General features: G+C 42.4%; 8 protein-coding genes. All 8 read left to right on the top strand.

Going from position 1 to position 14,699, the window contains the following annotated elements; all coding sequences use genetic code 11:
- The first annotated feature begins 3 nt into the window (after positions 1-3).
- The 8 genes from HMPREF9073_RS02940 (at position 4) to HMPREF9073_RS02905 (ending at position 14,625) form a co-directional block, all read left to right on the top strand.
- Complete coding sequence (locus HMPREF9073_RS02940; protein WP_009412495.1) at positions 4-615, top strand: phosphoribosylanthranilate isomerase; 612 nt, start codon at positions 4-6, stop codon at positions 613-615.
- A gap of 11 nt (positions 616-626) precedes the next feature.
- Positions 627-1,811, top strand: coding sequence for a tryptophan synthase subunit beta (trpB, locus tag HMPREF9073_RS02935; protein ID WP_009412494.1), 1,185 nt, complete (start codon positions 627-629; stop codon positions 1,809-1,811).
- Positions 1,801-2,565 carry a tryptophan synthase subunit alpha gene (gene trpA, locus HMPREF9073_RS02930; RefSeq protein WP_009412493.1) on the top strand — a complete coding sequence of 255 codons (765 nt, stop codon included), beginning with the start codon at positions 1,801-1,803 and terminating at the stop codon, positions 2,563-2,565. The genes trpB and trpA overlap by 11 nt, the downstream gene beginning before the upstream one ends.
- Positions 2,566-2,785: 220 nt before the next feature.
- Positions 2,786-5,851 carry a TonB-dependent receptor gene (locus tag HMPREF9073_RS02925; protein WP_034555213.1) on the top strand — a complete coding sequence of 1,022 codons (3,066 nt, stop codon included), beginning with the start codon at positions 2,786-2,788 and terminating at the stop codon, positions 5,849-5,851.
- 13 nt (positions 5,852-5,864) lie between these two features.
- Positions 5,865-7,670, top strand: a complete 1,806-nt coding sequence (locus HMPREF9073_RS02920) for a RagB/SusD family nutrient uptake outer membrane protein (RefSeq protein ID WP_009412491.1) — start codon at positions 5,865-5,867, stop codon at positions 7,668-7,670.
- A 1-nt stretch (position 7,671) separates the two neighbouring features.
- On the top strand, positions 7,672-8,760 hold the full coding sequence (locus HMPREF9073_RS02915; RefSeq protein ID WP_009412490.1) for a DUF5017 domain-containing protein: 1,089 nt from the start codon (positions 7,672-7,674) through the stop codon (positions 8,758-8,760).
- Between the two features lie 104 nt (positions 8,761-8,864).
- Positions 8,865-12,995, top strand: a complete 4,131-nt coding sequence (locus HMPREF9073_RS02910; RefSeq protein WP_009412489.1) for a response regulator — start codon at positions 8,865-8,867, stop codon at positions 12,993-12,995.
- Positions 12,996-13,041: 46 nt separating this feature from the next.
- A complete protein-coding gene (locus HMPREF9073_RS02905) occupies positions 13,042-14,625 on the top strand; it encodes a glycoside hydrolase family 31 protein (protein ID WP_009412488.1) in 1,584 nt (527 codons plus the stop codon).
- Positions 14,626-14,699: the final 74 nt, after the last annotated feature.

The following is a 14,699-nucleotide window of genomic DNA, read 5'->3' as shown; positions in this document are numbered from 1 at the left end:
CCAATGACCACTCAACTAAAAATATGCGGAATTCGCTCTCTTAGTGAAATCCAAGAACTGAAAGATTTGCCTATTGATTACTTCGGCTGTATCTTTGCGCCTAAAAGTCGGCGTTATGTGAGCGTGGATTTAGCAAAAGATATAGTTACTGAAATACACTCAGTTGGCAAACTGGCAGTAGGGGTGTTTGTGAATCCCCCTATACACGAACTACAACAAATTCAGCAACAAACAAACATTGATATACTGCAACTACACGGCAATGAAAGCGTTGAAGATTGCAGCACCTTACACAACGCAGGCTACACTCTTTGGAAAGCCTTTTCAGTATATGATGCTTTACCTGATATTACTCCCTATCAGCCTTATATTCAATATCCTTTATTCGATACCAAAGGCATTTCCGAAGGTGGTAACGGCACTCGATTTAATTGGGAAATACTTAAAGACCTATCGCCTTATTCTTATATTTTAGCAGGAGGTCTTGAGGTAAATAATGTACAAGAAGCCTTGTGTTATCGCCCTGCAATATTAGATGTGAACAGCAAAGTAGAGTGCAACCACCGCAAAGATCGCACACTTGTGGAAAAAATAATTAGTAAATTAGCAGATTAGAAAATTAACAAATGAATACAAAATCTTATTTCGGTAAATTTGGAGGGCAATACGTGCCTGAAACCGCTATGTTCGCCTTGAACGAATTAGAATCCGAATACCTTAAAGCCAAAGCCGACCCTACCTTTCAAGAAGAACTAAACGACCTACTCAAAAACTATGTAGGTCGTCCTACCCCCCTTTATCACGCCAAAAACTTAAGTGCGCACTACGGTCAGCAAATTTACCTGAAACGCGAAGACCTCAACCATACTGGAGCTCATAAAATTAACAATGCTCTGGGGCAAGTATTGCTTGCCAAACGTATGGGCAAGAAAAAAGTGATTGCCGAAACTGGAGCAGGACAACACGGGGTGGCAACCGCTACTGCGGCGGCTCTCTTAGGCTTGGAATGCGATGTGTATATGGGTGCAGTAGATATGGAGCGCCAAAAGCTAAATGTTTTCCGTATGGAACTCTTGGGCGCACACGTAGTAGCCATTCACGACGGACTTAAAACGCTTAAAGAGGCGACTACCGCCGCTATCCAATCGTGGGTAGCTGAGATTGAAACAGTGTTCTACGTGATAGGCTCGGCAGTAGGTCCTCACCCCTACCCTTCAATGGTAAAAGATTTTCAATCGATTATAGGTACAGAATGCCGTGAGCAACTTAATACTTTAGGCTTACACGCCGATCATGTAATTGCTTGCGTAGGTGGTGGTAGCAACGCTATTGGCATCTTTTCAGGATTTTTAGATGATGATACTACACACCTCTACGGACTAGAAGCAGGTGGTTACGGCATTGATACCGATATGCACGCTGCTACCCTCACTTTAGGCAAAGAAGGTATTATTCACGGAATGAAAACTTATGTTTTACAAGATAAGTACGGACAAATAAGTCCGGTGCATTCTATTTCGGCTGGACTTGATTACCCTGGGGTAGGCCCTCAGCACGCCTATCTCTTTGAAAGTGGTAAAGCTACATATATACCTATCACCGATGCGGAGGCTATGGATGCTCTTGTACGCACCACTCGCTTTGAAGGTATTATCCCTGCCATTGAAAGTGCTCACGCTTTGGCGTATTTAGAAAAATTATGCCCCTCCTTGCCTGCTAATCAAACCATAGTAGTAAATGTATCGGGTAGAGGTGATAAAGATATGCACACTGTTTTTTCAGTATTAAAAGGAGAAAAAGATGAAATATAAAACTATAACAGATGTTTTTGCCGAAAAGAAAAACGTTAATATCGGCTATATAGTAGCAGGCTACCCCTCTACTCAATTTACAAAAGAATTTCTCACGAAGTTAGACGAATCGGCTATTGATATTTTGGAAATAGGCATTCCCTATTCCGACCCCTTAGCCGATGGTAAACACATTGCTGAAGCTTCATTTGCTGCCTCACAAGCAGGGGTTACTACCGATGTAGTGTTTGATCTTCTTAATTCAGTAAAAGAAAAAATACATAAGCCCTTAGTGTTTTTAGTGTATTACAATCTCGTTTTTGCTTATGGAGTAGAAGCCTTTGTAAAGCGAAGTGCTGAAGTAGGTATCAAAGGTATGATTATCCCCGATTTGCCTTATGAAGAAGCCACCGAAGTAGCACAACTGCTAAACGCTCATAACATTGCTTTTATTCCTTTGGTGAGTGTAACTTCTGGCGACCGCATTGCTAAAATCGCTTCTTTGGCTAAAGGTGGCTTTGTATATGCTGTAGGCTCTTTGGGAGTAACAGGTAGCAAGCAGGTTGATTTAGGTAGATTAGAACAGTTCATTACCGACATCAAGCAACATACCACCCTACCTGTAGCGTTAGGATTTGGTATCAAAACGAATAGCGATGTACAAACGATGCGCCATTACGCCGATGGAGTGATTGTAGGTACAAGCATCGTCATTCTCACCCAAAATAATGATGTGGTAAAAACTATAAAAGAAATTGAAGAACTATTTAGGTAACATTTGGGTAACAAATAACAAGTAACTTTGTTAGAGTCTAACGACTTTAACAAAGTTTTTTTATGATTAATCATTAACGACTGCTTTCCTAACTTACTGATTATTTACGTTTTCGTAAGAAAAGCAAACTTTAGTAAAGAAAAACGTACAATAGGTAAAGAGTACTTTGTTAATCAATTCTTAATTTTGTCGCAAAGAAAAAACTTTAAATTTTTGTATAATGAAAAACATCATTAGCATTTGTATTTTGTTGTTCAGCATCCCGATGTTGGCGCAAAAAGTAACCATTACGGGGGTCGTTACCGATGAAAATCAACAACCCCTCCCTGGTGCGACGGTAGTAGTAGAGCCAGCGCATACAGGTGCGGCTACTGATTTGGATGGGCGTTTTTCCTTGAGTGCGCTCCCTACTGATAAACTCGTAGTGAGCTATATAGGATATCAGCCAAAAACTATAGCCGTAGGCAAAACACGTACCTTCAAAGTAACTCTCTCTCCTGAAGTAACTCAAATGGATGAGGTGGTAATTGTGGGGTATGGTACTCAACGCAAAAGCGATATTTCTACGGCAGTAGCTTCGGTGAAAATGGCAGATATCGCCCAAAGCAGTCCGTCACAGGTATTGCAAGCGTTGCAAGGTAAAGTGAGTGGGGTGCAAATCATCTCTTCCGATGGTTCTGCTTCCAGCGGACTCACATTTAGAATTCGCGGGGTGAACTCCATTACAGGAGGTACGCAACCGCTCTTTGTTATTGATGGGGTGCCTATGCCTACCCAAAGGGTAACTAATACCAATGAAGATGTGGCTACCAATCCGCTACTCAGCTTAAACCCTAACGATATCGAATCGATGGAAATCCTTAAAGATGCCGCAGCAGCAGCTATCTACGGGTCTAACGGTTCTAATGGGGTAGTGCTTATCACCACCAAAAAAGGAAAAGAGCTCGCTAAACCTAAATTTAACTTCAGTTATGCAAGTTCTATTGAAATGATGCCTAATATCCCTTTGAAGGTGCTCAATGCTGAAGATTATGCTCACAAAATGCTCGATTATGGCACTTGGGGCAATCAACCTCAAATAGACTTTTGGCAACGAATGATTGCCGAAAAAGGCTGGAATCACCCTGCCGTAAAAGATTGGCTGAAAGAAGTTACCCAAACAGGTACCAAAAACGAAGCTAACGGTAGTATCACGGGGGGTACCGACCAAACCCGCTATATGCTTTCAGTGGGCTATCTGAACCAAGAAGGACTTATCAAGCGTTCTGCTTTCAACCGCTTTACTTCACGTCTCAACCTCTCACAGAAGATTAACGATAAGATGAATGCAGGTATCAACCTCTCTTATGCCGTTTCTAAGGATAAAAATCCCGTAAGCGATTGGTCTCAAAATGGAGTGGTTCTCAAAGCTTTGCAAACTTCTCCTTTCTTAGACTACCCTGGTTTTGGTACCCTGATGAGCTATCCTAATATTCGTACGATGAGCCCTAAGGTAGCAGTAGACCAAGTGGATATCAATACCAAATACAACGAGCTCAACGCCAATGTATACCTCAGCTATCAACTGCTTAAAGATTTGACTTTTAACACCAGTGCTTCTTACCGTTTACACACTATTGGTCAAGACCGTTTTTGGGGGCCTGACACTTGGTTCGGACAGTCAGAACGCGGACGTATGGAGCTCTCTCATCGCAATGAGAACAGCTGGGTATATGAAGCCCGTTTGCAATACTCTAAAAGCGTCAATAAGCACTATTTTTCCATAATGGGTGCTTTTGAAGCCAATAAGTATTGGACAGATTATACTTACAATAAGTCTACCAACTTCGAGGATACCAAACAAGGCATTTGGGGTATCAACCAAGGGTTAGTAACCTATGCGCCTTTGTACACTTATGATGGCAACCAATTGGTATCGTACATCAGTAGGGCTACTTATAGTTATAACAACAAGTATGTGCTTAATGCTTCTTTACGTGCCGATGGTTCTTCTAAATTTGGTAAGAACAACAAATACGGTTATTTCCCTGCTATTTCTTTGGCTTGGAATGCTCACGAAGAAGACTTTATCAAGAAAATAGAAGCTATCTCCAATTTGCGTTTGCGCGGTAGTTTCGGTATGACAGGTAATAACCAAATCCCATCTTACCAATCCTTAGCACAACTCGCTAAAAACAAAGTAGTATTAGACGGTAACAAAGTGGAAATCGGTCGTTATACCAGCAATATTGCTAACGACAACCTTAAATGGGAAAGCCAAAAGCAATACAATATCGGTTTAGATTTGTCCTTCCTCAAAAATCGCTACACCCTTTCTACTGAATTGTATTACAAACGCATAGACGATATGCTTTTGGAAGTGAATATCCCTTCTACTTCGGGATTCCAAAAAGCGTGGAAGAATGCAGGTTCAATGGAAAACAAAGGTCTCGAAGTGAGCTTCAATGCACAATGGTTGCGTGAAGGCGATTTCAAATGGACAACCGATTTCAATATTTCTTTCTACCGAAACAAAATTCTTTCATTAGACGAAGGTCAGTATCAACAGTTTTACGACCGAGGTATCAACTCCAAAATCAAAAGCGATGTGCTCTTACGTGTAGGTATGCCAGTAGGTATCTACTACGGTTATGTAGCCGATGGTGTATTCCACAACCAAAACGAAGTGGATAATGCTCAGCCAGGGCCTAACGTAGCCTTAGGAGGTTTGCGTATAAAAGACATCAACCACGATGGCGTAATCGATACTAACGACCGTGTGCCTGTAGCCGATGTAAACCCATTGCACACAGGCGGTATAGGTAATACCTTCTCTTATAAAGGTTGGGAATTGTACGCTTTCTTACGTTGGTCGTATGGCAACGATGTAGTAAACGGTAATGCTTACTACCTCACAGGTACTAAGAATATCGACAATATCACACAAAGCGTTTATAACAACGTGTGGTCAGAAGCACACCCCGACCGTAACTTCCCGCTCTTTGGAGGTGGTTTCTGGGCTGAAAACGCTTTCCGTAGCGACTTGGTAGAAGACGGTTCTTTCTTGCGTTTGCAAACCGTGAGTCTCAGCTACAATTTGCCTAAGGAGGTATTAGAGCCTTATAAACTCAACAAATTGCGCATAGGCGTTACCGGTACTAACCTTGCTCTTTGGACACGTTATTCAGGGTTTGACCCCGAAGCCAATACGGGCTATGGCACCATAGCTCGTTTAGCACCAGGACTTGATATGAGTCCGTACCCACGACCTACCTCACTTTTGTTCTCAGTAGAAGTTGGTTTTTAAAAAAATATAGATTATGAAATTACATATTACAACCATTATAGCAATAGGGGTAAGCCTTGGATTGAGCAGCTGTGCTAAATTCTTAGAAGAAGACCCCAAGAGCACCCTTACGTCTCAATTTTTCTATCAAAATGAATTGGATGCTCGCCAAGCGATGAACGGTACTTACCGTTACCTCACCGATGTGTACATCACAGGACACGGCACCAAACAAATTAGTACCGACCTTGCCAAACGCGCTGATTGGGACGAGGGGCAAGGCTTGCGTAACTATAAGTTTGGACCTGACAACGATTATATCACCCAAATGTGGCAACAACACTATGCTGCCATTAAGAACTGCAACTCGGTAATCGATAATGTAACCAAACACCAAGGTCGCATCAATAACTGGGAACGCTATGTAGCCGAAGCTCGTGGTGTGCGCGCTTACTTGTACTTCGATTTGGTGCGTTGGTTTGGCGATGTGCCTTTGGTATTAAAAGAAACCGAATCGCTTGACGACCTCAAAGTGCCTCGCACCCCTCAAAAGCAGGTGTTTGAGCAAATTATTGCCGATTTTACTTACTCGATGGCTCACGTAGCCGAAAAAGACGATAGAAGCAATGGTTATCAATACGGGCGTATTACCAAAGATGCTTGTCGCGGGTTCTTAGCTAAAGTACACTTGTGGCTCGCTTCAGTAGCGCAACGCGACGAACGTGAAGTGCTTGGTTCGGCTACTGAAAATTACACCAAAGCAATGAATTATGCCAAAGAAGTCATACAAGGCGGTCGCTACCAATTAGTAGAATACTATCCCGATGTATTCAACGCTAAAACCAAAATAAGCGAAGCTCCAAAAGAAGTTATTTGGTGCGTACAAGGTCTTACAGGCGACGATACCGGTACCCTCACAGGAATGCTTTACGGAATGAGAGGAAATGAGAACTTAGGAGGTTCGTGGGATAACATCTCCAGCTCCGATTACCACCGTATGATTTATGAACCCTCCGACTCTATTCGCCGATTGTGGAACTGCCCACGTGTGCAAGTGCTCGACAACGGTAAGTTATGGGGTTGGGATTATAAAATCTATTGGGATACACGTGTAGACCAACCTCTTAGTAACGCTACCGAAAACAATAGCTGGGTAATGTGGAGTATCGGTAAGTTCCGCCGTTTTCCACTAGCTGATGTCTCTTCGTATAACTACAAAAACTTCGGTATGGATGAGCCGCTACTTCGCTTTGCTGATGTACTCCTCATCTATGCAGAGGCTTATAATGAGATAAATCACTCACCAGGTGCTTATACACCCTCATCTTCTTTAGCAATGAATGGCTCCAACGTGAACAGTGCTTACGATGCGGTGAATTTAGTGCGCAAACGTGCTCGTATCTCTAACAAAGCAGGCGGACGTGTGGTGCACCGTGATGTATTGCCTCGTGATTTGGATAAAACCCATATCAACGATGTAAATACTGTAGTACCCGATTGGAAACCCTCCTCTTATGGTTATGACTATGCAGGTACTGCTATGTGGACAGCCAAACATTACAGCGATGATTATACCGCTTTTCGTACTGAAATCTTAAACGAACGGGCTCGGGAGCTTGTAGGAGAAGTTACCGACCGCTGGTGCGACCTCGTACGTCGTGGTATTTTGGTACAAGCCTTTCAAAACTGGCGTATTTATAATCCGTTTATCAGTGGAGAAGAACGTCGTATTCCACCTCCTCTTACTCCTGAAAATGTCCGCCCTTATCACCAATTGTTACCTATTCCGCTTAGCGAATTGGACACAAATAAAAATTTAACTCAAAATCCTGGATACTAAAATGAAAACACATATATTACTCATTAGCAGTTTGCTACTCACGGCTTTGGGTGCTTGTACTAAGAACAAACCTGAAGACGTAGACCTATCGGTAACAGCTGATAAAACCCAAGTAAGGGTAGGCGACCCCGTAACTTTTACTATTCATCATAATGTAAACGCCTTGGCTATTTACACCGGTGATGAAGGGCACAATTACCTAAAGAGCGCTGACAATATACTCAAAAACAAAAGCTCTCAAGAGTTACAAAGTAAGATTTACCGCAATTACGATGCTAACATCATTCCTTACCGATTGAATTTTGACAAATCGGAAGTGGGTGCCAAGACACCCTTTGAAGGAGGCGCTTTTGAGGTGAGTAGCAATTTAGCTTCTTCTGAAGTAGTTACTGATGCCTCTACAGGTAAAAAAGTGCTAAAATTAGTTTCTGCTCATCCCGAATGGTGGAGTGAAACACTCATTTTCAACGTAAATACTAAGGTAGGTAATAATAAAACTCTTACCTTGCGTATGAAATTTGAAACAGATATCCAAAAAGACTTTACAAATAATACACCTCACCCAGAAGATAAGAATCTTCGTATAGTAACCAAAGTAGCTGGTATAGCTGAAGGCGAAACTCAAGTTACTTTTAGAGATGTAACAGTATGGGGCAGAGAATTACCTAATATTAGCACCTCTTATGCTGATTACAAAGTGAATATAGGTGAAATTATAGAAGCGTGGGAAAATTCAATGGGTAAGAAAATGGAAAAATTATCAAATATCCGCATTATCTTTCCTGCAAAAGACGGCTCTAATATAGCATATATTGGTAATATTTATTTAGAATCAGCGAGTTTTGCTTCTATTGATTATTTCCCATTCGATACAGGAAAAGGTATTACCATTACCGATAATTCTGGGGTAACCAAATACACTCATACGTATGACAAAGCAGGAACTTATGAGGTAGTGGTAGTGGGCAGTAGCAGTGGTTTTAAAAGCTATTCAAAAGACGGCTATAAAACTGATGTAGGAACTGTAAGTGCTGACGAATACAAGTACAACACTGAATATCGCACTATCAAAATTACGGTGACCCCGTAATAATTACGAATGACGAGTTACGAATGACAATTGTGTTAATTATTAATTGTTAATCGTCAATTGTTTAATATTTTTGCGCTCTAAATGAAAAATGAAACTGACAAATGAACAGAACGATAAAGCTCCTGCGAATCCTGCTGTTGTGGTATTTTCTCTTTCCTATCGCTTTCACAGAAGAGTTGGTGGTGAGAATTCAAGCGCAAGAAACTTTCCTTTTCCACCATCTTACGCGCAATGAAGGTCTGTTGCACGACAACGTTACTTGCATTGCTCAGGATTCGTTGGGCTTTATTTGGTTAGGCACCCACAGAGGGCTGAACCGTTTCGATGGCTATACCCTTGATGCCTACAAGTACGAGCAAGACCCTATCAACTCGGTGTACTACAACCGTGTGTACAGCTTGCAACCTATGGGGCGTTACCTTTGGGTAGCTACCGAAGCAGGAGTAGCTTGTTTTGATATTCGGCTCAAACAGTTTGTCAATTTCAAAATAGACGATCCTCTTGATTTGGCTTTCTATACCAAAGTAAAACTCTTACAAAAAGGCACAAATAATGAACTTTGGCTTTTGAGCGAAAACCAAATTAGGCGTGCTAAAGTAGTGTGGAATCAGCGCGAGAAGGCACTTACACTAAAAACATTACCTATTGGCTCTGCCTCACAACTCACTACTTCGCAACTCAATCCGCAAATAGCAGTGAGCGAAAAAGGAGAAGTGTGGCTTTCGGGGTTCCCTTGGTTATCGGCTTACGTTCCTGACAAGGGCAGACTAAAAGCCCTACCTGAAAAGGTGAACAACATAGGTTCGGGTATCGTAAAGATGCTCTATGCCGATGGCTACTTGTGGGTGATTTACCGAGATAGCTTAGTGAAGTACGCCTGTAAGCCCGATAACACCTATGCGATAGTTGCTAAAAAGGAATTTGACCTGAACAAACATTTGCTTTCTCTTACACTGAGCGGGCAATACGTGTGGGTAGTGAATGAAGAAAGTATCTTTCAGTTGGATAAAAACAGTCTTTCTCTGCTGAAAGAACACAGTCACTCGCCTTTGAATCCGTATTCGGCAAGCAATCATATCAACAGTGTGTTCTTAGACAAGGACAGCAATTTGTGGGTATCGGCTTGGTCTAATGGTGTATCGTACAGCAGTACGCGCGATGCGTTTTTCAAGACGGTATGGATAAAACCCCAGAGCAAAGTGGGTTCGGAGTTTGTAAGCACGATGCACTACGACCCCGATGGCTATGTGTATATAGGCAATAAGTTCGGCGGAGTGATTAGGTTTCATACCCTGAGCCAGCAATTAGACGAGCACTATTGCAATGCTCCTGAGCTTTCGCCTAACGTTACGAGTATTCAGAGCGATAAAGCACACTTGTACGTATCGGTTCGCGAACGGGTATGGGGGATAGACAAGCAAAGCCGACGCATTATCAGTTCGTTTGCAACACAGTGCAACGATTATATATTTGATATCAAGCTCGATACCTTTCACCGTTTGTGGATTACTACCTATTCAGGATTGGAGTGCTTTGAAGAGCGAAAAGGACAATGGCAAAACGTATACACCTTTACCGAAACAACGCCTGAACCTCGTAGGTTATCTACTAACAAGCTCCACAAAATATATGTGGATAAAGCTAAGAACGAACTGGTGATAACCTCGGTAATGGGCTTAAACAGATTGCAACTCAATGCCAAAGGCGAGGTAGTGCGTGTGCTCAAATACGCTGCCGACGCTAAAACCCCGCACAGCCTGAGTAGTAATTATCTTTGGGCAATTGATAAAGACAAAGATACTTATTGGATAGGCACTATGGGTAGCGGACTCAACAAGGTGATTCTCACTGATAACGCTAATGGCAAACTCACTTATACTGCCGAACATTACGGTATAGAAGAAGGGGCAACCTCTAACGATATTGAAAGTGTGGAAGTAGATGCTTTTGGCAATGTGTGGTGTGGAGGCTTTTACTTGAGTTTCTTTGATACAAAACTAAAACGTTTTGCGGCTTTCAGCAACAATGATGGCTTGCAAGGACACAGTTTCGGGACGGCTTCCTCTTGCAAAGATGCTGAGGGGAATTTGTACTTTGGAGGCTCACACGGCTTTAACTATTTCAAACCACAAGCGCAAATGTTTTCGTCAGCTCACCTAAGAGTACATTTTAGCAGGTTTGAAAACAACGGCAAGGTAGTCAATTCGTGTATAGAGTTTACCGATGCGCTTTCGATAGCGTACCCGAACAACGATTTTTCGGTGTACTTCACCACTTTGTCTTACAATGCACCTCAGCGGTTGCGCTACCGTTATAAATTAGAGGATTACGACACTGATTGGCATTATATAGCCGTGAATGACCCTGCCCCACACGCCACTTACCAAAAGCTCCCTTATGGTACTTACAAACTATTAGTAGAGGTAGGCGATTGGCAACAGTGGAGCGGAGCGCAGACCGAGCTTACAGTGGTTTCCAAGCCTCCTTTTTGGCTTACGTGGTGGGCGTACACCCTCTATACACTTGCCCTTGCAGGCTTGCTGTACGTATGTTTCAGGTACTTTATGCGATGGACGCAAATGAAACATACCATAGCTGTACAAGAGGAAAAAGAGCGACATAAAGAAGAGCTAATGCAGATGAAAATGCAGTTCTTTACAGACGTCTCACACGAGTTCCGTACACCACTTACCCTAATGAGCCACGCAGTAACTGAAATGGAAGAGGAAATGCCTTCCAATAAGTATGTGCATACCCTCAAACGCAATACGGGTAAGCTCAGTAATATGGTGAACGAACTGCTTGAAATACACCGTATGGACGTGTATACACCTCAGCTAAAAGCCAATTATATTTCGGCAAACAGCTATGTGCAAGCCATTTACAACGAGTTTAAGGAGTGGGCAAGCAAAGTGGCTATAACGTTGCAATTAACACTACCTGAACAAGAAGTAAAGTTGTGGTTAGATGAGAAGTATTTTAGCAAGATACTTTCGAATATTCTTTCCAATGCTATTAGGTACTCCAATGCGGGAAGCACTATACGCTTATCGATTTCGGTAGAGAATTTGAGCGAGCTCACACCGCTCTACAAAAGCGCCTTTGAGAACACTGCGCATACCTTGCCAGGCAAACAGTTGGTGGTAAAAGTGCAAGATGAAGGCGTAGGGTTGGAGAAGAATGCCTTATCCGAAATCTTTGAACGCTTCCACCGTGTAGAGGGACAAGGACAAAAAAGAGTAGGTTCGGGCATCGGACTTTCTTTGGTAAAATCATTAGTTGAAGCACATCGCGGTGGGATTATCATTAGCAGTAAGCCCAATGTAGGTACCGAAGTTATCATCACTTTTCCTATGGACGATAGTTACTTATTGCCCGAACAGAAGTTGCAGGACAGTGCTTTTCAGCTGAAAGAATACTTATCGGACTATGCGGTTGAGTATGAACATATATGCGAAGACGAGGACGAAATGTTAAATTTGCCTCAGGAAGATAAACCTACCTTGCTTTTAGTAGACGACAATCACGAAGTACTGATGATACTCAAAAACATCTTTATCAAAGAGTACAACATCATTCTCGCCTCCGACGGCGAACAAGCGATTGAGAAGTGCAATCAGCATTTTCCTAATTTGGTCATATCGGATGTGATGATGCCTAAAATTGACGGATTTGAGCTTTGTGCTATCCTGAAAAAGAACCTGCAAACCTGCTTTATTCCTGTGATATTGCTCACGGCGAAATCGCAAATAGAGTCGCAGATAGAAGGAATTGAGTTAGGAGCTGATGCCTACCTTACGAAACCTTTTGATGTGAAACTGCTCAAAACCAATGTGCGCAACTTGCTCAACAAGAGCAAACAGCACGCTCCTATTGAGAATATCCGTCAGAAGGTGATTGATAAAAAACAACAAGAACAGTTAGACAAGCTCACTCACTTGGTAGTGACCAATATGCAAAACCCACATTTCTCGGTAGATAACCTCTGTTTGGAACTCGGTATGAATCGCACTAAGTTGTACAGCTTTGCTAAACAAGCTACCGAACTTACCTTGGCGAACTACATTCGCAAAATACGCTTAGACAAAGCTGCCGAACTGCTTAAAACTACCGATAAGCTCATCAGTGAAGTATGCTACGAAGTAGGAATCGATAGTCCGTCGTATTTCACAAGAGCTTTTAAAGAACAATTTGGGGTATCACCCTCAGAATTTATTTCAGGTAAGAGGTAAAAAGTTAACGGCTAAGAACTAATAACTAACGACTAAAAACATACAAATGAAAAGAATATTTGCTTTTATTACTTTGTGCAGTTCGCTATGGGCGAGTGCACAACAGCCCACTGAAATCACCCTACTACCCAATGAACAATGGTGGGGTGGCTTTACGGGCGTAGGCAAAGAGATGCCTTACCAACCATCGGAGCGTATTTACAACTTGCGCACCGAGAATTTTAACAACCAATCAGTGCCCTTTCTGTACTCTAATCAAGGGCGTTATATCGCTTCGGAAGCTCCTTTTGCTTACCAATTTAAAGAAGGAAAGATACTTATCACTCCTTCACGGGCTGAGGTGAGTTGCCACACAGCAGGCTCTACCCTCAAAAGTGCCTATCAGGCAGTGAGTAAACAATATTTTCCACCTTCTGGGGTAATCCCCCCCGAAGTGTTCTTTACCAAACCGCAATACAACACTTGGATAGAACTTATTTACAATCAGAATGAAAAGGACGTTTTAGCCTACGCCAAAGCTATTCTGGACAACGGAATGCCAACGGGAGTAATAATGATTGATGACAACTGGCAAAAAGACTATGGCGTATGGCAATTTCGCCCCGATAAGTTTCCTACACCTAAGGAAATGATAAACCAGCTCCACCAAATGGGCTTCAAAGTGATGGTATGGGTATGCCCATTTGTATCGCCCGATAGCCAAGAATACCGCTTTTTGCGCGACAAAGGCTATTTAGTGAAGAAAAAAGGAGCTGACACCCCTGCTATCCTCGATTGGTGGAATGGGCTCAGCGCTTGCTATGACCTCAGCAATCCCGAAGCCTTTGCTTACTTTGTGAATATGCTCAAAGACCTACAAAAAGAATACGGCATCGATGGATTTAAGTTTGATGCAGGTGACCCAGAGCGCTATTTGGCGGAAGATGTAGAGGTTTTCGACCAAAAATCTTACGATACTGAACAGACCTATCTCTGGGGTAAATTAGGCTTAGAATTCCCTTACAACGAGTTTCGCGCTTGCTGGAAATTGGGCGGACAGGCTTTGGTACAGCGTTTGGGTGACAAGAGTTACTCTTGGGACGGTGTAGCCCGTTTAGTCCCCGATATGATAGCCGCAGGACTCAACGGTTATGCATTTGCTTGCCCCGATATGATAGGCGGAGGGGAATACGGCAGTTTCTTGAATGTAGACCCTACTAAGTTCAATCAGAAGCTCATAGTGCGCTCTTGCCAAATACATTCGATGATGCCTATGATGCAATTCTCAGTAGCTCCTTGGCGCATTCTATCGAAAGAGAATTTGGCTATCTGTATCAAATATGCCAAATGGCACGAACAATTAGGCGACTATATCATAGCCGAAGCTAAAAAATCGGCACAAACAGGAGAACCTATTGTGCGCAGTATGGAGTATGCTTTTCCTCATCAGGGTTTCGCTAATTGCAAAGACCAATATATGCTGGGCGATAAGTATTTAGTAGCCCCTGTAATGACCGAAAGCGATATTCGCACGGTAAAACTCCCCAAAGGCACTTGGCAAGACGAACAAGGCAAAAAGTACAAAGGAGGCAAAGCATACACCCTAAAAGTACCTTTGGAGCGATTGCCTTATTTTGTAAAGATTAAGTAATAAATTATAATAGCAATCTGATAATCAATGAGGCTGTTCAAAAAGTCTCAAAATCGCTTTTGCATCATAAACTT

Source organism: Capnocytophaga sp. oral taxon 326 str. F0382 (genome assembly GCF_000318295.1).
GTDB lineage: Bacteria > Bacteroidota > Bacteroidia > Flavobacteriales > Flavobacteriaceae > Capnocytophaga > Capnocytophaga periodontitidis.
This window is presented reverse-complemented; position numbering and strand designations above follow the sequence as displayed.